At 51.3% G+C, this 17743-nt stretch carries 24 protein-coding genes; 4 read left to right on the forward strand and 20 right to left on the reverse strand.

The window, feature by feature from the left end; genetic code table 11:
- Positions 1 to 9 precede the first annotated feature (9 nt).
- Positions 10 to 2475: an ABC transporter permease gene (locus ACYVHB_RS29555; protein WP_461055574.1), complete on the forward strand. Its 2466-nt coding sequence runs from the start codon at positions 10 to 12 to the stop codon at positions 2473 to 2475.
- A gap of 108 nt (positions 2476 to 2583) precedes the next feature.
- On the opposite strand, the gene ACYVHB_RS29560 is transcribed toward ACYVHB_RS29555, so the two are convergent.
- The 5 genes from ACYVHB_RS29560 to ACYVHB_RS29580 all read right to left on the reverse strand — a co-directional run bounded on the left by ACYVHB_RS29560 (position 2584) and on the right by ACYVHB_RS29580 (position 4604).
- The gene (locus ACYVHB_RS29560) at positions 2584 to 2688 is read right to left on the reverse strand and encodes a zinc-binding dehydrogenase (protein ID WP_461055576.1); all 105 of its coding nucleotides are present in this window, start codon (positions 2686 to 2688) and stop codon (positions 2584 to 2586) included.
- Positions 2675 to 3082 (reverse strand): zinc-binding dehydrogenase, encoded by a 408-nt coding sequence (locus ACYVHB_RS29565; protein ID WP_461055708.1) that lies wholly within the window; start codon positions 3080 to 3082, stop codon positions 2675 to 2677. The genes ACYVHB_RS29560 and ACYVHB_RS29565 overlap by 14 nt, the downstream gene beginning before the upstream one ends.
- A 9-nt stretch (positions 3083 to 3091) precedes the next feature.
- Entirely contained in the window at positions 3092 to 3535 is a 444-nt protein-coding gene (locus tag ACYVHB_RS29570; RefSeq protein ID WP_461055578.1) for an alcohol dehydrogenase catalytic domain-containing protein, read from the reverse strand.
- A 231-nt stretch (positions 3536 to 3766) separates the two neighbouring features.
- Positions 3767 to 4099 carry a helix-turn-helix domain-containing protein gene (locus ACYVHB_RS29575; protein ID WP_461055579.1) on the reverse strand — a complete coding sequence of 111 codons (333 nt, stop codon included), beginning with the start codon at positions 4097 to 4099 and terminating at the stop codon, positions 3767 to 3769.
- Positions 4023 to 4604 (reverse strand): AraC family transcriptional regulator ligand-binding domain-containing protein, encoded by a 582-nt coding sequence (locus tag ACYVHB_RS29580; RefSeq protein ID WP_461055581.1) that lies wholly within the window; start codon positions 4602 to 4604, stop codon positions 4023 to 4025. The genes ACYVHB_RS29575 and ACYVHB_RS29580 overlap by 77 nt, the downstream gene beginning before the upstream one ends.
- 447 nt (positions 4605 to 5051) lie before the next feature.
- On the opposite strand from ACYVHB_RS29580, the gene ACYVHB_RS29585 reads away from it, so the two are divergent.
- The 3 genes from ACYVHB_RS29585 (at position 5052) to ACYVHB_RS29595 (ending at position 7133) form a co-directional block, all read left to right on the forward strand.
- Positions 5052 to 5477: a nuclear transport factor 2 family protein gene (locus tag ACYVHB_RS29585; RefSeq protein ID WP_461055583.1), complete on the forward strand. Its 426-nt coding sequence runs from the start codon at positions 5052 to 5054 to the stop codon at positions 5475 to 5477.
- Positions 5478 to 5636: 159 nt separating this feature from the next.
- The gene (locus tag ACYVHB_RS29590) at positions 5637 to 6191 is read left to right on the forward strand and encodes a TetR/AcrR family transcriptional regulator (RefSeq protein WP_461055585.1); all 555 of its coding nucleotides are present in this window, start codon (positions 5637 to 5639) and stop codon (positions 6189 to 6191) included.
- Positions 6192 to 6296: 105 nt separating this feature from the next.
- Entirely contained in the window at positions 6297 to 7133 is an 837-nt protein-coding gene (locus tag ACYVHB_RS29595; RefSeq protein ID WP_461055587.1) for an alpha/beta hydrolase, read from the forward strand.
- A 44-nt stretch (positions 7134 to 7177) separates the two neighbouring features.
- Here the strand turns inward: ACYVHB_RS29595 and ACYVHB_RS29600 are convergent, their stop codons facing one another.
- From ACYVHB_RS29600 to ACYVHB_RS29670, 15 genes are all read right to left on the reverse strand, one after another.
- On the reverse strand, positions 7178 to 7936 hold the full coding sequence (locus ACYVHB_RS29600; protein WP_461055589.1) for a dienelactone hydrolase family protein: 759 nt from the start codon (positions 7934 to 7936) through the stop codon (positions 7178 to 7180).
- A gap of 52 nt (positions 7937 to 7988) precedes the next feature.
- The gene (locus ACYVHB_RS29605; RefSeq protein WP_461055591.1) at positions 7989 to 8207 is read right to left on the reverse strand and encodes a hypothetical protein; all 219 of its coding nucleotides are present in this window, start codon (positions 8205 to 8207) and stop codon (positions 7989 to 7991) included.
- Positions 8208 to 8212: 5 nt separating this feature from the next.
- Positions 8213 to 8770, reverse strand: a complete 558-nt coding sequence (locus tag ACYVHB_RS29610; protein ID WP_461055593.1) for an RNA polymerase sigma factor — start codon at positions 8768 to 8770, stop codon at positions 8213 to 8215.
- 60 nt (positions 8771 to 8830) lie between these two features.
- Positions 8831 to 9832, reverse strand: coding sequence for an NAD-dependent epimerase/dehydratase family protein (locus tag ACYVHB_RS29615; protein ID WP_461055595.1), 1002 nt, complete (start codon positions 9830 to 9832; stop codon positions 8831 to 8833).
- Between the two features lie 16 nt (positions 9833 to 9848).
- Positions 9849 to 10022, reverse strand: a complete 174-nt coding sequence (locus ACYVHB_RS29620; RefSeq protein ID WP_461055597.1) for an NAD(P)H-binding protein — start codon at positions 10020 to 10022, stop codon at positions 9849 to 9851.
- Positions 10023 to 10351: 329 nt separating this feature from the next.
- The gene (locus ACYVHB_RS29625; RefSeq protein ID WP_461055599.1) at positions 10352 to 10810 is read right to left on the reverse strand and encodes a GNAT family N-acetyltransferase; all 459 of its coding nucleotides are present in this window, start codon (positions 10808 to 10810) and stop codon (positions 10352 to 10354) included.
- A gap of 46 nt (positions 10811 to 10856) precedes the next feature.
- Entirely contained in the window at positions 10857 to 11651 is a 795-nt protein-coding gene (locus tag ACYVHB_RS29630; protein ID WP_461055601.1) for an arginase family protein, read from the reverse strand.
- A 47-nt stretch (positions 11652 to 11698) separates the two neighbouring features.
- Positions 11699 to 12058, reverse strand: a complete 360-nt coding sequence (locus ACYVHB_RS29635; protein WP_461055602.1) for an NAD(P)-dependent oxidoreductase — start codon at positions 12056 to 12058, stop codon at positions 11699 to 11701.
- Positions 12059 to 12089: 31 nt separating this feature from the next.
- Entirely contained in the window at positions 12090 to 12641 is a 552-nt protein-coding gene (locus ACYVHB_RS29640) for a GNAT family N-acetyltransferase (RefSeq protein WP_461055604.1), read from the reverse strand.
- A 5-nt stretch (positions 12642 to 12646) separates the two neighbouring features.
- Positions 12647 to 13963 (reverse strand): RNA polymerase sigma factor, encoded by a 1317-nt coding sequence (locus ACYVHB_RS29645; RefSeq protein ID WP_461055606.1) that lies wholly within the window; start codon positions 13961 to 13963, stop codon positions 12647 to 12649.
- 207 nt (positions 13964 to 14170) lie between these two features.
- On the reverse strand, positions 14171 to 14617 hold the full coding sequence (locus ACYVHB_RS29650) for a VOC family protein (RefSeq protein ID WP_461055608.1): 447 nt from the start codon (positions 14615 to 14617) through the stop codon (positions 14171 to 14173).
- 134 nt (positions 14618 to 14751) lie between these two features.
- Positions 14752 to 15090: a YciI family protein gene (locus ACYVHB_RS29655; protein ID WP_461055610.1), complete on the reverse strand. Its 339-nt coding sequence runs from the start codon at positions 15088 to 15090 to the stop codon at positions 14752 to 14754.
- Between the two features lie 6 nt (positions 15091 to 15096).
- Positions 15097 to 15564 carry a carboxymuconolactone decarboxylase family protein gene (locus ACYVHB_RS29660; RefSeq protein ID WP_461055611.1) on the reverse strand — a complete coding sequence of 156 codons (468 nt, stop codon included), beginning with the start codon at positions 15562 to 15564 and terminating at the stop codon, positions 15097 to 15099.
- A 288-nt stretch (positions 15565 to 15852) separates the two neighbouring features.
- Positions 15853 to 16623, reverse strand: coding sequence for an AraC family transcriptional regulator (locus ACYVHB_RS29665; protein ID WP_461055613.1), 771 nt, complete (start codon positions 16621 to 16623; stop codon positions 15853 to 15855).
- Positions 16624 to 16675: 52 nt separating this feature from the next.
- Positions 16676 to 17710 (reverse strand): haloalkane dehalogenase, encoded by a 1035-nt coding sequence (locus ACYVHB_RS29670; protein WP_461055615.1) that lies wholly within the window; start codon positions 17708 to 17710, stop codon positions 16676 to 16678.
- Positions 17711 to 17743: the final 33 nt, after the last annotated feature.

Below are 17743 nucleotides of genomic sequence, written 5' to 3' on the forward strand. Positions count from 1 at the left end.
CCTACGAGTATGTTAGCAAACTATTTTAAAATTGCGATTCGTAATCTCTTGAGGAGCAAGTCGTTTTCGGCCATAAATATCTTTGGCCTTTCTATTGGAATGACGTGCTGTATGCTGTTGCTGTTGTACATCCGCAACGAAACATCGTTCGATAAACATCATCAGCACGCCGACCAATTGTATCTGATGGCTCAGGAAACGATCATTGGACGGGCCAATAAGAACCCCGGCCGTGAAATGAACGCGACCGCATCGGCTCCCTATGCGTTTGCCCTCAAGGCCGAATTTCCGGAAATAGAACAGGCAGCCCGGTTGTGGGTCAATATTATGAATGATAAAGCCTTGCTACAGGTGCGGCAAGGAGGTAAAGCCGTCAAATCCTTCTACCAAACCAAGGGGTATCAGGTCGATTCGACATTTTTCGACTTGTTTTCCTATCAGTTTACCGAGGGCAATGCACACACTGCCTTAGTTGATCAACATTCGGTGGTGCTGTCGGAGGAAACGGCCCGTAAACTGTTTGGCGATGCCCCTGCTCTTAACAAACTAATTCGGATTGGTGGTACGTCGGGTAATGGGGAAGATTTTAAGGTGACTGGTATTTACCGTGACGAAAGTGCTCGTTCCCACATTGATGCCAAATTTTTCCTGCCCGTTTACGCGGGCTTTGTCGGTGGCTTCCTCCGAAATTCTAAACTGGATTTCTGTTGCAACAACATGTTCGTTACCTATTTAAAGCTGCGGCAGGGTGCAGATCCTGCCCAATTGGAGAAGAAATTTCCGGCGTTCATGAGTAAATACGCCAGCAGCGATTTGAAAGCGGTTGGCTTCGATAAAAGATTGTTTCTGGTGTCGGTTCCGGATTTGCACCTCTCCGACCGGTTTAAGACCGTCGTGACTCCAACTAATACCAAAACTTATCTGTATATTCTGGCATCGATAGCCATATTTACGCTGCTGATTGCCTGCATCAATTTCATGAATCTGTCTACCGCCCGATCCGCTAAACGGGCGGCTGAAGTTGGTGTTAGAAAGGTAATGGGAGCCCAACGAGGCTCGTTGATCGGGCAATTTCTGGGCGAGTCGATGGTGCTGTCGTTACTGGCCCTGGTCATCGCACTGTTGCTGGTGATGGTACTACTGCCTGTATTTAGCCAATTAACAAACAAGGCTCTACAAGTAGCTGAGCTTTTCGAACCCCGTATTGTTTTGTCTTTCATTGGTCTGGCGTTACTAACGGGCTTATTGGCCGGCAGTTATCCGGCTTTCTATTTGTCCTTATTCAATCCGGCCCAGGTACTGAAGGGCAAATTTGCCAACACGTTGTCGGCGGTAACGCTGCGTCGCAGTTTGGTGATTTTTCAGTTCGTTATCTCAGTGGGGCTGGTCTTGTCCACCTTCGTGATTCAGGAACAGATGCGTTTTCTGCGCAATACGTCGCTGGGATTCACGCAGGATCAGCAGATTGCCATTCCGCTCAGCAGCCCCGAAGCTCATGCGATGTATAACGCCTACCGCACCGAAATCCTGCGTAACAATCAGGTTGTCAGTGCCGCCGGAACGCAGTATTATCCTGGCATCAATAACGCTACGGACTTTTTGTTACACCGACCCGAACAGGGGGCCATGAGTGCCCGGCAGGTAGAAACTAACTGGGTCGATTACGACTTTCTGCAAACGATGGGTTTCAAACTGCTTACGGGTCGCCTGTTCTCCCGGCAGTTTCCAGGCGACACAAGTAACCGAATCATTGTCAATGAAGCGACCTTACGAAAATTTCAGATTCCATTGAGCAAGGCTGTCGGGCAGAAACTGAATTTTGACTGGCAAGGCGAAACCCATCCTTATGAAATTGTGGGCGTACTAAAGGATTTCCATTTCGAGAACCTCCATCAGACCATTGAGCCATACAGTTTTCTGCTGAATAATCGCCCTAATTACAATTACATCCTTGTCCACGTCAACACGGCCAGTATGAAGAACATACTGGGTTTTCTGGAACAAACCTGGAAAATCCTGCGGCCAGACGAACCGTTTTCCTACACCTTCCTGAACGAAGATTTTCAGAAAAACTATGAAGCTGAGGCCCGAACTTCCGGGATTGTAGGCTATTTCACGGCCATCTCTATTCTGATTTCGTGCTTAGGGCTGTTCGGGCTGGTAGCGTTTGCCGCTCAACAACGTACTAAAGAAATTGGGGTGCGTAAAGTGCTGGGGGCATCCGTCACCAGCATTGTGCTGCTGCTGACTAAAGACTTCCTCACGCTGGTCGTTATCGCAATCCTGATTGCTTCGCCTATTGGCTGGTGGGCCATGAATAAGTGGTTACAGAATTTTGCCTACAAAATCGATATTCCGTGGTGGATTTTCGTAGTAGCTGGCATTCTGGCACTGGCCATTGCGTTCATAACAGTAAGTTTCCAGAGCATAAAAGCGGCCCTGATGAATCCAGTAAAGTCGTTGCGAAGTGAATGAAGCTGACAGCATTCAGCAGGTACTTTATAACACGCTCTGAAAGATGATAGCAGGCAATCGCTGGCTAGTTAAGGAATTAACCAGCCAGCGAACCTAACCGGCTAATCCTCAAACCCCTGAAATAATAACCTTGCCCGAATGCTGACCCGCAGCAAAGTACCGGTACGCTTCCTTAGCCTGCTGAAAGGGAAATACCCGATCAATAACCGGCAATAACCGGGCGAAGCTGATGCGCCGTAATCGCCCGATTCATAGTCTCAAAAGACAGCCGACTACCCACGAAAATGGGCCGGACGGTAATCAGTCCCACAAAAAGCGGAGTCAAAATCGCGTTCAAATCAACGTCGGCGGGGGTTCCAAGGCTCCCCACGCTGCTCACTAAGGCAATCTCTCCGCCAAAGGCCGTTGCCCAAACCGATTGGGCGAACGTGTCGATGCCCCCCGTTTCGACCACCCGGTCAACGCCCCGGCTACCCGTTAACGCCAGAACGGTTTGGGGCCAGTCGGGATTGGTGCGGTAGTTCAGTACGTGGTCGGCTCCGAGGGCACGTAACCGGTTGAATTTTGCGTCCCTCGAGGTTAGCGCAATCAACTGATCACCAAGCAGTTTAGCGAACTAAAGGGCAAACAGGGGAACCCCGCCACTGCCGATGGTCAGCACGGTATCCCCCGCCGATAGGGGGTTAGGCCCCGTCAGGGCCGACCACGCGGTGAGGGCAGCACACGGCAGCGTAGCGGCTTCTTCCCAGGATAGATGCGCCGGAATAGGAACTACCGAATCTTCGGGTAAGATGGCCACCTCCGTGAGCATCCCGTCTAAGGTGCAGCCCAACTGGTCGGCAATATCCCAGCCAACCCGCCCATCGCGCCAGCGGGCGAAGTACGTCCCGGACACCCGGTCGCCAGCCTGAAACCGGGTTACTTTTTCGCCGATTGCCATCACCTCGCCGACACCATCGCTGATGGGTACGACGCCGGGCCGGCAGCGGTTAGGTCTGATGCAGGATGTACAAATCCCGGCGGTTGAGCGAGGTGGCCCGGACCCGGATGATGACCTCACGGGGCTGCGGCTGCCGCCAGTTGTGTTCCCGGATGATTAAGCTGTCAATGTTGCCAAACGTGTCAATGTGATAGGATTTGATGGGTCTCTCGGCTGAACCAAGGAGTATTTGGTTCAGTGAGACAAACCTACGCCCCTTCTAAGCGCACCAGTTATCCGTTCCCGCCAGTTGATTACCCGTTTGCGACAATCTGTATGATCAGGAGAAAAGCTCCTCCCGTTTATTAGTAACTATCTAAGCTGGGTTTGCTTTTGATACTGAACCGGGGCGGCTCCTGTCCACCGTTTGAAGGCCCGCGAGAAGGCACTCAGTTCATTGTAGCCCAGGATGTACGAAATCTCTTTGACCGGATGGCTGCCGGCTGCCAAGTACTGCAACGCCAGCGTTTTTCGCACCGAATCGGCCACCTCCTGATAGGTTACCCCTTCGTCCCGGAGTTTACGTTGCATACTCCGGGACGACGTATTGAAGTTAGCCGCAATTGCTTCAAGCGAGGGAATGCCTAAGTACGCGTTCGTTAGTAGATACTGCCCCACCTGCTCGCGCCAGGAATTGCTGCTCAAACAGACCCTCAACGGCTGATCGGGTCTGTTTGAGCAGCAATTCCTGTACCGCATAATTACCCGTTAGAATCGGTTCGTGCCAGATGGGATCGTCAAAAATTAACGCGTATTCATTTCCTTGCCGACTGACCGGGCCACGTAGCACCCGCGTCAGTTCCATAGTCTGGTCACCCGGCGCTGGGTAGTACACCGCGCGGGGTTCCATCCGGCGCAACACCAGTCCATCTACCTCGTGAAGCAAAAACGCCATGAAGAAATCCACCTGCTGGCGGCAAACGTCCGGTGACTCCTGCTGACGCCGAGCGTTCGGCACGAACCGGATGGTGAACGTCTGATCGACGTGTGACACGGCCATCGTGAGCAAATCGGTCAGTAGCGGCACGAACGCTCCTGCCTGGGTTAGGGCCTCGCCGATGGTTCGGCTGCTCTGCACCAGCCCCCCAACGACATCCAGCGCGGCCACCTGTAACGATTCTCCGAGATGAAGCCCAAAAAACGTGATCATGGCTCAGGTGGGTTGCATTCCGCCAAAGGTCGTCGGTTTGCCGAGTCGTCAGGTGCGCTGGTGTCGGTTGGGTTAAGTCGTTGAGGTCAACCCCCGATAGCTGGCATAATTGATTCACGGGTAGCCGTCGTTGAGCCGCGTAGGCCAGCAGGTTGAGGACGAATGCTTGTTGATAGTTCTGCATAGGGCAAATGTAGCCAGTACCAGACAGACAAGGCGGGTGGTGGCGTAAAGTGGTAAATGATTGGCGGAAACGGGTAAGCCCCATGGCTAAGACCCAAAATACCTTTGTATCGAAACAAACGGTAGTCAATCAACCAATCAGACAACATGAAAAATCGCTCAATCATCAGGTTCTGTTCCGCCATTGCCTGGCTAATCATCCTGGATAGCCAGGCAGAGGGGCAATCCGTCAGTCAATCAACTTTAAAAACAGCGAATCCATCAATGTCAAACCAACCAATTAAAAACACAATGGACAATCAGGCAGCACAAACGGTCAAAACGTTCTTAACGGCGGTACAACAGGGCGATCAGGCAACATTAGGCGCGTTGATTCACCCCAACATCAAGTGGAACCAGCCGGGTACGAACCGATTCTCTGGTACGAAGCAATCCAGTACGGAGGTGTTTCAGATGGTGGGGGGCATGTTCGAGGCCACGGCAAACACCTTGCGCCTGACCGACATCAAACAACTAACCGTCAATGGCAACCGGGTCGCGTGTTTAATTCATTGGACGGGTGCTCAACCGGGCGATGGTGTACTAAATGTAGATAACATCGACGTGTACACCGTTGAAAATGGCAAGATCGTCGAAGCCACGATCTACTCCGAGGATGTCAAACAGGAGGATGACTTCTGGGGCAAATAAGCAGAGTGCTGTAGATAAGGTCCAGATCGCCAGCCCAACGTCTATCGTATTGTTGGTGATTTGGACCTATTTTTCTGCTGGATGGGCCTGGTGTTCTGGCTGAAACAAGAAATGTGCGCCCATCTTTAACAATCGTTAAATAAACTATATCTTTGCGCCATGCCGCGTACAAAAACTGACAGAGAAACCATCCTTTTAAAGTCCCTCGATGTATTTCGGGATAAGGGATACTACAACGCCACGCTCTCTAATCTGGCCGAAGCCTGTGGCATCGAGAAGCCGCATTTCTACTATTACTTCAACGGCAAGGAGGATTTGATGCGGGAGGTACTGGAATTCGCCTACAAAGAGATAAAAACGAAAATTCTGGACAAGGCCTACAACACCAACTATACGCCCAAACAGCGACTAACCAAAATCAGCGAATATACCCGTTGGCTTTACACGCAGAACCAGAATGGGTGTCTGATGGGGAACTCCGTACTGGAAACCGCCGATAAGGAAACGAATTTTCGGCCTGTGCTGATCGCTTATTTTGGAGCCTGGCAGCAGGCACTGGCTGAACTGTACCGCTCGGTGAATGATGAAGAAACGGCTCTGCGGCTGGCCCAGGAAGATATTTATCTCCTACAGGGCGGACTGATGTTGATGAAGCTGCACCAGGACATCAGCCATCTGGATCGTGTATTGGGCATTATTAATAACCGGCTCTAATTTTTTTGCCCTCATTTTTAATTAACGTTAAATAAATAGACGATGACAAACTCAACCACTCTTGTCCAGCAACCGCCTGCCAAATCATCCAGAACCCCATTGCTCATGCGGGCAATTCGATGGGGCTTTCCCAAGCTCGAAGCACTCGTGCCAAGTCTGGCAAACCGCTGGTTTGTAAAGCTGTTTTTCACGCCGATGGGTGGGCCGTTGCCGCCCGCTGAACAGCATAAGCGGCAGGAGGCTGCTTCGTTCGAGTTAACCGTTGCGGGGAAAACGGTACGAGCCTACGCCTGGGGCAGCGGACCGGTGGTGTTGGTGGTTCATGGCTGGGCCGGTCGAAGCACCCAGTTTCTCCACTTCATTAATCCACTCGTACAGGCTGGTCACACGGTACTTGCTTTCGATGCGCCCGCTCATGGTCTGTCGACGGGCAAGATGACTAACCTGCTTGAGTTCAGGGATGCGATTTTAGCCATTGAGCGTTTGCGCGGGCCGGTTATCGCTGTTGTGGCCCATTCGCTGGGTGGTGCGGCCAGTCTACTGTCTGTTCAACACGGACTCCATCCGCAGAAAGTAGTCTTGATTTCCCTACCCGCCATTGGCGATGACATCCTGCGGGATTACGGGCACCGGTTTAATGCGTCGGCCAGGGCCACGCGTTACCTCAACCAATGGATTGAGACGAATCTGGGTAAGCCATTCGATGCCTTTTCCGCGCTGCAAACCGGGCAATACCTGTCAAAAAAAACGGAGGTACTACTAATCCACGACGAACACGACCGGGAGGTGCCTATCCGACACGCCGAACGCTTCCGGCAAACCTACCCGCAGGCAACTCTCATCCGAACGAGCGGGTTAGGGCATACTCGTATTTTGAAAAATGAGGCTGTCATCCGGCAAACCCTGGCCTTCATCTCGGCCCCCCGTCCCATTAACCAATAAACTGATCTACTCTTCTTCCCGCGCCCGGATTTCATCAACATCGTTCATTTCGGTTCCTCTCCGAAAAGATCAAGAACCGCTCGCCATGCGCGCACAGTGTGTTTTGGGTGATAGCCGACACCTGGCACGGTCGCTTGAACATGCGTGAGCCCTTCGGTCGGTGATCCGTCCGAGTTTGTTGGGCGAGCCCAAAAAGCGTGCTGGGCACCGCCATAGATGTTTACGCGCCAGTCAACCCCGGCATCCTGTAATGCGTGACCAAATGCGAGCAGTTGGTTGGGAGTGCACAGCGGGTCCTCAGAGCCAGTACAGAGAAGGATGGTGCTGTTTACATCGCGCCAGTCATGGGCATCAGGTTTCGGCAGGCCGGGATGAACGACCGCGACGGCTTTGAAGGGTACGCCTGTTTTCGCAAGCTCAAGGACGATACGGCCGCCAGCGCCATAGCCGAGAGCAAAGAGCCGGTTGGCGTCAACATCAGGCGTCGCGAGGAGAACGTCCAGCGCTACGCGACCAATGGCCCGCATCCGTCCTTCGTCGGCCAACAAGGGCATGGTTCGAGCCAGCATCGCGTCGGGCATACCAAAAAATGTCTGTCCGCCATGAAAGTCCATCGCGAGCGCAACATAGCCACGCCCGGCGAGATCATTAGCGCGGCTCCGCTGGTAGTCGTCAAGACCAACGCCGTCGTGTCCAATGAGAACTGCGGGCCAAGGACCCTCGCCATGTGGCCGTGTTAGATGAGCGACCATGTTCAGGCCGTCTGCGTCGTAAAAGACTTGGGCAGTTGTGATTTCGTGCATATCTTATGTGATGAAAGGGCAATGTCAAACGGTTGGGTGGTTACCTGGGACGTTATCCGAACAGGCGGACGTGGATGGCTTCTAACTCGGCGCGGAGCTGCCGACGACCAAACAGACGCAGCGCCTTATACGCCAGTTGCTGTCTGGCCAGCTTTTGCTGCAAGTCCTGATCCCACAGCAAGCGAACCGCTACGTCGCGGTGCAACGCTTCGGACAAGGTTCCTTCAGTATACGCTTCCAGCAGTTGCACTTCTTCTAACAGGGGACGCATGGGTTTTATCGGTTAAACTGCTCGATGGAAAGGTGGCTCACCGCTTTGCGCAGCCGCTCTAAACACTTGTATTTCTGCACCGTGGCCGAGCGGACGGTCTGGTAACCATGCTGCTCGGCAATCTGCTCCAGGTGCTGCCCTAAGTAATAGAAGCTGACTAAGATGGATTTACAGGTTTCGCCCAACTGCTCGACGAACGTCATCAGGGCCACCGGTGGCGGTTCTGCTTCTGATCCAGGTTCTTCCCAGACGGTGTCGGATCGGGTTTCGGTTAGAGCGACGTTACGAGCCTGCTTCTCCAGTTGCTGACGCCAGCGATTCTTGCAAATGCCCATCAGGTAGGTGCTGACCGACGCCGTCAACGTTAGTTGTCCATTGACCGTTTTCTCGTAGTAGATAATGAGTGCTTCCTGAAAAATATCTTTCGCATCCTCGTCGGCACCACCGTGCTCCTTAACGTAGTGCCGCACCATTGGATACGTCCTGGCATAGATATCTTCCAATGTTCGCTCCCGGTCGGTCAGCAGGGCTGCGTCCATTGACAGGCTTTGTGTTGAAATCATACGCTTTTTAGTGGTTAATCGGCCTAAAGCCCAACTATCACCCAAAGTCAGGAAAAAAGTTTAAGCGGGATCAGGTCGCTCACCAACGGGATAAGGGCCGTCCGTAAACGTTTCATCATGATAGCCTTTCGAGCCAATCAGTTGGGCCAACGGAGTTTGTAGGTCATGTCCCGCTTGTAAACGGTCAAGTACATGGCCGAAGTCGTAGCGCAGTTGCCAGCCCAGTTCGTTTCTGGCCCGGTCGTTCACGTAGACGCGGTCGATGTCAGGAAACATCTGCCAACCCCGGCGCTGATATTCCGCTTCGTAGCCCGGCACCAGCCGCTGAACCACCGCCGGAGCGTGGGTGCGCAATGCCATCCGGTCGTCGGGCGAAAATGGCGTAGTGGCACTGATGATGTAGGTGCCAAACCCAATTGATTGTACCCGCTCGGCCGCCAGCAGGTGGGCACTCACCGCATCGTCTAAGCTTACCCGCCGAAACAGATACTCGTTGGCCTTCAGATTGTCATCCGAATAGGCTTGCCGCACCGACTTGTTATCATCGGCTTCGGGGAAAAATCGGGACGTTCGGAGAATGATGCAGGCAAGACCATTGTTTCGATAAAATAACTGGCAGAGGTCTTCGGCGGCTTTCTTGGTGACGCCGTAGATGTTTTTGGGTACGGGCACAACGTCTTCGGTAATCCAGGCGGCAGGAGCGTCAGCGGGTGGCACTAAGGCATCGCCAAAAACGCTGGTTGTGCTGGTATAGATAAAGCCCGCTACGCCCGTTGCCGCAGCCTCTTCCAATAAAGTAAGCGTACCCGTGATATTTGTATCAACGAATTGCTGCGGGCTGTGTGTGACCATGTGGGGCTTGTGCAGGGTGGCCGTATGGAAGACAACGTTCACCCCTTCGAGACAGCCCTTAACAAAAGAACGGTCTGTAATTGAACCAACGTGGGTCGTAAAAGTGGAATCAAGCAGATCGAGACCGATAACCTCATGCTGTAACTCCGTCAAGGTGCGGGCCAGTGCCTCGCCCAGGTGTCCGGCACTACCGGTGATTAAAATTTTCATGATGCGCTTGGTTCTGTCAGTACGAGATTTCGATCCGTGCATTGACCGTCTTTTCGTCGGTCAACTGATTCACAATATAATCGGCTAAGTCCGCGCGGGATATTTTTGACGGGTTTTGGATCGGTTCATTGATGGCCGTTCGGTAGTTACCGGTGCGTGTAGTGTCAGTGAGCTGGGGCGGACGAATCACCGTTCAGCTAAGCGTCGTTTCGCGCAGCACGGCTTCCATTCGCAGCATATCTACGTACAGATGCCTGAACAGCCGCTGTAAAAGGTATTTGGTCACCAGTTTGATGATCCACGAACGTTCGAGGCTTTGTGCAGTTGGGGAATTGACCAACTGTCCGCCCGGAACTGAAGCTAAATTAATAGCTAAAGGGCGAAGTTAACCAACAAAAGCCCGGCAGAATTCCGTCCGCCGAAACCAAAGCCTGGATATGCACTGCCGATGATTGCGTCAACGTCATGCCCCAATTGCACAAAACCTTATGTTGGTGGCAGTTCTTTTCAATACGGGATCTAAATTTCTAATCTCATTTCTAATATATTTGGTTTAAATCCACTTTTTAAATAAGCTTTTTTGGCCATTTCATTTTCATTATACACTTCAAGGCGAACTTCTGTCATTTTTTTATGCTTACTCCAATTAATAAGTTCATGTAATATTTTCTGGTTTATACCCAAACCTCTAAATTCTTTTTTTACATACATGAAGCCTAAATGCGCATATTCAGTAAATTTTAAATATGGCTTTGCTGCTATAATTTTTGCATATCCCGATGCTACTATTTCATTATTGATAACAGCAATCAATACTTCTGCTTTTTCAGATTTGATAAGTTCAACTAAGTCATAATACTGAATTTCGCCATCTTTTAATGTTTTATCAAAAGGTCTTTCAGCAGATATTATTCCTTGTTCAAAGTCGAGCAAAATATTTATTTCAGAGTCTAATGCTTGTCTAATTTCAATTTCCATCGCTTCATTTATTTTAATACTGTTACCATGTTTTGCAAAATGCTGATTACAATTCAATTTGGTCAAGAATTGATTTTATACTTTCCAACTGTTCAATTTTGGTAGCCGTACATTCTGTTATGCTAAATCCAACAACATTCTTATTCATTTTTAAATCATAAATAAGTTGTGCTACATCATTTATTGAAAGTCCTTTGCTTTCTGTCGGATAAAGACTAAACTCAAATTCTCTTACATCTAAAGAATCTAAATCAAGATGTATATAAATGTTAGTATAGTTATTTGCTTTTTTTTGAAGGCTTGTATATTTGCAATCTGAAATTCTTGTCATGTTATGACTGGAAACATAATCACTTTCTGGTTCATCCATATCCCTTAGTCCAACGTAACAAACTTGTTCAGTTTTAATAGTTGAAAAAAGTAAGTTCATAAATTTTTCATTCCCATCGCCCAATAGTACTCGTAATGGCATTCCATGAAAATCCTTACTTGGCGAACTCTCTGGAGTATTAATATCGGCGTGGGCATCAATATAGACTATGTAAATATCGCCCTGATATAATTTATTTAGATAAGAAATGGGGATTATTTCAATCGCACAATCGCCCCCTATTGTTGTTATCTTTTTTGGCTTACTTTCTGCAACACTTTGTTTAAAATGGGTTGTTTGGTCTAAAATTGGCTCAAAGGATTTTATATTATCAATTGTTTTTAATTCCTTCGTTGAAAGCGGAATCTCCGTAATTGCATAGTCCTTAAAATAGGATTTAAGGGTTTCAGCACCTACTTTCAACTCGTCTGTTATGCCTGAACCTTGCCACTGTGGGTTAATAAATATCATAATTATATCAAATTTTCAATGATTATTCTTTTGTCTATTTGTGTCTGCTAAAATTGCCACCAACTGCGGGGTGGCACAACGACGGCGATAGAGGAGATACAGATGATCCGGGTCATGCCCACCTTTCGCATGGCCTGCGCAATGTTGTTGATGCCTTGGGAGTATACGGTCGTGAGCTCCCGTTTCTGAATCCCCAAACATGAAATCACGGCATCGGCTCCCGCCAAAGCCGGTTCAAAGCCAAGAGGTTGCAAGACATCGTCCTGGCGAATGGTCAATTGCGGATGTTGCAGCGAAAACGTGGCTGGATTTCGGGCCACAACGGTTACCTGATGACCAGCCTGTAGCGCCTGCTCAACGACTTGTCTGTCGGTGCCACCGGTAGCCCCAAATACAATTAGTTTCATAATAACCGTTTTTGTCTAATTTATTTTGTACTCAACGAATTACCTGAATCTGTGATTTATCATATAGCCTGACCCAGTCCCGTTTCAGAATGGCGTAGATGTATTCATCCTCAAATTCACCCCGGTCATTGACGCCTGATTCGCGCGAGACACTTTCAAACTGAAAACCAGCCGTTTTTTCGATGGAGCGTTTCGAGGATTCGTTCGAGATCAAACAACCCGTGGCAACCCGGTTGAGTCCCAACAACTCAAAAGCCAAGTAAAACAAGTGTGGTTTACTCCGGGGCGTGACGCCCCGGCCCCGCATGTGGGCAAACATATCGGCTCCCGTCGATCCATTCCATTCGTCGGGATAACTATCAACATTCAGCAGGGTCATACCGGCCAGTTCGTCACCCAGCAGGACGTAGAAGCCGTAGTTGGTTCGCTTCCCATTCTCGTATCGGGGCCGATAATTTCGTAGAAGCTCTTGCAGCATGTCGCGGGAATCCGGATAACCCTGAAACAGGACGCATACATCCGCCAGATTGTCTTCATCAATCAAATGGAGCGTGATCGAGTCCGAATACAAGGCTTTGAACATGGATTTCAGCCATTGATGCTTTTTGCCTGACCTAATTCATCCATTTTCTCCTGGATAGTCTGCCGATCTGCCGACGTCTTCGCTAAAGCATACGCCTGCTGAAAATGAGCCGTTGCCCGCACCGGGTTAGTTTCCCGGTGCAGCTCACCCAGCAGCATAAAGTACAGGTGATTCGTTTTCAAGTTGAGCGTTTCGGCGGCCGATAACGCAGCCGCTCGCCCCCTGACTTTATAGAGCGCGTACGTCCGGTTGAGGGCCACGCTGGGCGAATTTTTGATCCGTAGAAGCTGATCGTAAAGGGCCAGAATAGCGGCCCATTTTTCCGGCGTGTCTTCTTTCACACAATGCCAGGAAGCAATGCGGGCCTCCAGATGATACGTGCTCAATTCGCTGCCCTGTAAGGACTGATCCAGATACGCGAATCCCTGCCGAATCAACGCGGCATCCCACAACGCTTCATTCTGCTGTTCATAAAGGACCAGCGAACCGTCACTGGTCTGCCGCGAGCCTCCATCGAAGCGTCGAGCCTTCCGGGAGCCTCCATCCGAGCGTCGGTCCGACCGGGCTTCGAAGCGCGACGCGTGGAAACACATCAGGGCCAGCAGCGCATTGGTTTGGGGCTGATTGGTTGGTTCATACTCGGTGAGCATGACGCCCAAACGCATGGCTTCTAAACACACCTCTTTTTGCAAGGTTCGGTTTTGGGTTTTCGAGTAATAGCCCTCGTTGAACAGCAGGTAGATCACACGCAACACCCGGTCTAATCGGCGGATCAATTCAGTTTCCGGCGGCAGTTCCATCGGTTCGTTGGCGGCCCGCAGTTTTTCCTTCGCGCGGAACAATCGTTTATTGATCGTCTCCTTATTGGACAAAAAAGCCTCGGCAATCTCGTCAATGCCAAAGCCGCAGAGAATCCGCAGGGCTAACCCGATCTGGGCTTCGTCGGCAATGACGGGCGTACAGATCGCAAACAGCATTTGCAGTTGACTATCCCGAATGGTTTGGGTCGAAAAGCCAGGCGCATCCCATTCGTCTGCCTCGTTTACGCTCGTCATTAATTGCGGCAAAACGGTTTCTTGCAGGACCTTACGCCTTCTGAACTGATACAGCGTCTTCTGCTTGGCCACGGCGTACAGCCAGGCCGTTGGGTTGGCTGGCAGACCCCGAACGCCCCAGGTCTCAGCGGCCATCAAAAACGTCTCGCTGACGATGTCTTCGGCCAGTTCGACGTGCTGCAAGCCAAACCGCTTACTGATAACCGCTACCAGTTTGCCAAACTCCTGCTGAAACAGCGCCTTGAGCGATTCCTGCGCGTTCTCCATGCGGCCTGGATTGTTTACGTTGGTTGGTGAGTGCGTTTACAGAAGTTTCCTGGTTAAGCTGAAAACAAATGTTGATGCTCCTGTCCACGTCCAGAGTCAGAAAGCTATAACCGAGTATTATGGCGTTACACGACCACCACGTTGTTTAATGGAATAACAGTGTAAAGTCCAGCAAGCTGCCAAAGCAGAGCGAAAACAGCGCAGTCTTCACCTTCTCTGTCGTAACTCAACCCGGTTTCCATCCGGGTCCAGCACTGTCGCGCGAACACCATACGGATAGTCCTCCGCTTTCGTTTCAAACTTTATGCCCTCAGAAGCCAATGCTCGACATTCTTCTTTCAGGTCATTTGACTCAACGAAAAGGAATCCCGGGTTCAGAGCAGGAGTCGTTTCAGAGACATCTTTTGGTGAGACAACGTCTCCTTTCAACACCATCAATTCTACATCCTGACCTGTAAAGCCCAGGGTTAAAAATCGACCGTCCGGCCCGGGGAAATCGATCCTTTTTTCAAACCCAAGCCGGGTATAAAACGCAAGGGCTTTGTCCTGATCGCTCACGATCACATTAACATACATAATTTTGGTAAACATAAGCTTAGTTAGTTGGGATGTTGTGATTAATAAAAGTTGTCCCTCGTTTTCAATGCGAGGCATTTGTTTGGTTGCCGGGGAGCCAGACCTGGAATCAGACCGCCGAAGCGGCCTAAACTGTCCTTACCGAGACGGGGGCGTTGGCCCTGTCGCCCACGAACGCTGGACGTTGAAACACGTCCTGGCCAGACCACCAGTTATTCCAGCAGGGGGCGGATTTCGACGCTCCCACCAATGGCCAACACCGGACAGCCGTGCGCTAAGGCCGTTGCTTCGTCTAAACTGCCAGCGTTGACGATTAAAAAACTACCCAACCGCTCTTTGACTTCCACGAACGGGCCATCGGTAATTAGCCCGTCGGCTCTCAGCACGTTGCTCTCCGTGGACAGTCGGGTGCCGTTGCTGGCCAACTTGCCCTGAGCCGCAATACCGCCCACCCACGCCTGCCATCGCTTCGTCATCGCTTCCAACTCCGTGGGTGAAATGGCATTACGCTCTACAGTCGATTGGCGGAATAATAGAATGAATTCGCTCATCGCCGATTAAAAGGTTTGGTGGGCACCGGGCTGGTAATCGCCCGAAGGTACGTGGAACGCAATGTTCATTCGGTTGTAGCTGTTGATGGTGGCAACGGCCAGCGTCAGGTCCACTAATTCAGCATCCGAAAATTGGCCCTTCGCCTGTTCATAAACGGCATCCGGCACCTGTCCGGCTGGTAGCTTCGTCACTGCTTCGGCCCAGGCAAGGGCGGCTCGTTCGCGGTCGGAGTAGAACGGGGCTTCCCGCCAGGCATCGAGCAGGTAGAGCCGCTGTTCAGTTTCGCCCGCTGCCCGTAAGTCTTTGGAATGCATATCTAAGCAGTACGCACAGCCGTTGATCTGGGACACCCGAAAATTCACTAAGTTCAGCAGTGAATGGTCAAGGGGTGATTGGTTTAAGTACGCGCCGACGCCAAAGAGCGTCTTCATGGCCGGATAGCCGACCTGGTAGGGATTGATTCGCGGTTCCATTGTTGATTGACAAGTTAGTAATCAACCCTATGATGCTTGAAAAAGGTGAAACTGGACACCTTGTTAATTTTTTTGTTTTCTGTCGCTAAAAGGCAATCAGCCTGGGACTGGCTATTGGTACACGGCACATTTACCGGCAAAGCATAACGGTCATTCAGCCATGAATAACCCATAGGCTGGCTCGTAATCCGAATTTGAAAGACGAACGTAGCTGATGGCACGATACACGACCAATTCAGCCAGTTAAACCGCCTTAGACAAGCTACGCATAGCCTTGATTAAGTAGTCTCACCAGTACGAGTCCGATTGAAAAAAATCCTGCGGAGTTTGGCGGGTGAATGACCGAAAGTCGTTGATGAAATGCGCCTGATCGAAGTAGTTTCCCTCGTAGGCCAAATCGGTCAGGTGCTGGCCCGGCGTATGCGTACGAATCAGGTGCCGGAACCGCACAATCCGGGCAAACTGCTTGGGTGTCGTGCCGACCGACCGCCGGAACCGTTTCTCGAAGGCATCCTGGCTGATCCCAAGCGATTGGGCCAACTGGTGAATGACGGTGCTTCCCCGACCGGCCTGAATCGTTGCCACCGCGTGAACAAGGAGCGGATCGGGGCTGGGCCATTTTAGTTTCGACCGCAGAAACTGCTCTACGATGCTAATGCGTTCCCGGTTGTCATTGGTCCCAGCCAGCCGGTCTTCGATTCCGGCCAGCTCGCGGGTCGGCATCAGCGTATCGAGCGGTAGGCTAACGCCAAACAGTTCGTGGAGTGGCTCCCGAAAGAAGGCCGCAGCCCTGCCTTCCCGGAATAGCACCAGTAGCGTGGCCGTATGGTTGGCGTAGGTCAGCAGTCGGGAAGACGGCTGTAAGCCGGTCAGTGCCGAGGAGGGCAACGGATTACGTTGCCCCTGCGTGTCGGACACTAATCCTTTGTACCGGAAAGCGATCACCATCGATGTATCGGGCAACACCCGGTTTGCTATCCCATCGTCGCTTTCAATTATCAGAAAGGCCTGAACAAAAGGTTTCAGCCAATCGGTCGGTACGTAACGTTCCAGATTCATAGCGGATAAAATCTACGTGTTGTTCCTCCAACTACTAAAGAGAACGCTGCAATTAATCGATCTTTTGTAACCAGGTCGAAAGAGCGGCCCCAATCTCGTCTGGGGAGTCTTCCTGCAAGTGATGATGTCCGCGTACGGTAACGACCGTCTGGTTAGGCCAGCGACGACAGAAATCAAGGTCGATTGGCGATAATGTGCCGGGGGTAGCCTGAATAAACAATTTAGGAATGGGGCTGCGCAAGAGCCATTCGCCGTAGGTTTGTACAATCCGGGTGATGTCGGCGGGGGTACCCTCAATGGGAAGTTGCCGGGCCCAGGTGAGCATGGGCCAGCGCGAGTCGCCCGGTTCGATAAACGGTCGTCGATACTGGGTCATTTCCTCCGCCGATAACCGGCGCAGTACCGTACGGGGCAGGTTAACCTCGATAAATGAGTTTTGTTGCAGCACCATCTGTTGGCCAGTCTCGGACCGTAACGCCTGGAAAATGGGTCGGCCCGCTTCGGGCAAGTCGCTCCAGGTGCGAGACCTGACAATGGCTTCCATGTAGGCAATGCCCTTGACCGCACCGGGATGACGAACGGCCCAGTCGAAGGCCAAAGCCGCTCCCCAGTCGTGCACCACGAACGTGATGCGCTCAGTTACGCCCAGCGATTCAAGCAGTTGGTCGACGTACCGGCGATGTTCCACGAAGGTGTACGTGTTCGGTCCCGGATGGGGCAGTTTATCCGAGTCACCCATCCCAATCAGATCAGGAGCAATGCAGCGGCCCAACGGCTGCACATACGGAATAATGTTGCGCCAGAGGTAGGAAGAGGTGGGGTTGCCGTGCATAAATACGATGGGGTCACCGCTCCCCGTTTCTACGTAGGCCATGTTATAACCGAACACCATCTGTTTCTTTTTAGGGTAAGGAACAGCCGCCTGGTTCCTCTTTTCGGTTGAAACGCTGGGCTGATTCGGTTGAGTGGGTTGGGGGCTGGTCATGGTTGCTTTGCTGGTATTGCTTCGGTTATCCTGCGCGTAGGTGGGTATTTCGGCGAGTGAAAGGATACCGAGACAGGCACTGGCTATTAATTTTCGGTCCATCCGGCTTCGTGTTTACAAGCCAAAAGTAACGGG

The organism is Spirosoma arcticum (genome assembly GCF_054779955.1).

Bases quoted from the DNA above. Each gene is read 5' to 3' on its own strand.
- ACYVHB_RS29555 (WP_461055574.1), top strand. From the start codon at position 10: ATGTTAGCAAACTATTTTAAAATTGCGATTCGTAATCTCTTGAGGAGC.
- ACYVHB_RS29580 (WP_461055581.1), bottom strand. From the start codon at position 4,604: ATGATCACGTTTTTTGGGCTTCATCTCGGAGAATCGTTACAGGTGGCC.
- ACYVHB_RS29585 (WP_461055583.1), top strand. From the start codon at position 5,052: ATGTCAAACCAACCAATTAAAAACACAATGGACAATCAGGCAGCACAA.
- ACYVHB_RS29590 (WP_461055585.1), top strand. From the start codon at position 5,637: ATGCCGCGTACAAAAACTGACAGAGAAACCATCCTTTTAAAGTCCCTC.
- ACYVHB_RS29595 (WP_461055587.1), top strand. From the start codon at position 6,297: ATGCGGGCAATTCGATGGGGCTTTCCCAAGCTCGAAGCACTCGTGCCA.
- ACYVHB_RS29600 (WP_461055589.1), bottom strand. From the start codon at position 7,936: ATGCACGAAATCACAACTGCCCAAGTCTTTTACGACGCAGACGGCCTG.
- ACYVHB_RS29605 (WP_461055591.1), bottom strand. From the start codon at position 8,207: ATGCGTCCCCTGTTAGAAGAAGTGCAACTGCTGGAAGCGTATACTGAA.
- ACYVHB_RS29610 (WP_461055593.1), bottom strand. From the start codon at position 8,770: ATGATTTCAACACAAAGCCTGTCAATGGACGCAGCCCTGCTGACCGAC.
- ACYVHB_RS29615 (WP_461055595.1), bottom strand. From the start codon at position 9,832: ATGAAAATTTTAATCACCGGTAGTGCCGGACACCTGGGCGAGGCACTG.
- ACYVHB_RS29625 (WP_461055599.1), bottom strand. From the start codon at position 10,810: ATGGAAATTGAAATTAGACAAGCATTAGACTCTGAAATAAATATTTTG.
- ACYVHB_RS29630 (WP_461055601.1), bottom strand. From the start codon at position 11,651: ATGATATTTATTAACCCACAGTGGCAAGGTTCAGGCATAACAGACGAG.
- ACYVHB_RS29635 (WP_461055602.1), bottom strand. From the start codon at position 12,058: ATGAAACTAATTGTATTTGGGGCTACCGGTGGCACCGACAGACAAGTC.
- ACYVHB_RS29640 (WP_461055604.1), bottom strand. From the start codon at position 12,641: ATGTTCAAAGCCTTGTATTCGGACTCGATCACGCTCCATTTGATTGAT.
- ACYVHB_RS29645 (WP_461055606.1), bottom strand. From the start codon at position 13,963: ATGGAGAACGCGCAGGAATCGCTCAAGGCGCTGTTTCAGCAGGAGTTT.
- ACYVHB_RS29650 (WP_461055608.1), bottom strand. From the start codon at position 14,617: ATGCCTCGCATTGAAAACGAGGGACAACTTTTATTAATCACAACATCC.
- ACYVHB_RS29655 (WP_461055610.1), bottom strand. From the start codon at position 15,090: ATGAGCGAATTCATTCTATTATTCCGCCAATCGACTGTAGAGCGTAAT.
- ACYVHB_RS29660 (WP_461055611.1), bottom strand. From the start codon at position 15,564: ATGGAACCGCGAATCAATCCCTACCAGGTCGGCTATCCGGCCATGAAG.
- ACYVHB_RS29665 (WP_461055613.1), bottom strand. From the start codon at position 16,623: ATGAATCTGGAACGTTACGTACCGACCGATTGGCTGAAACCTTTTGTT.
- ACYVHB_RS29670 (WP_461055615.1), bottom strand. From the start codon at position 17,710: ATGGACCGAAAATTAATAGCCAGTGCCTGTCTCGGTATCCTTTCACTC.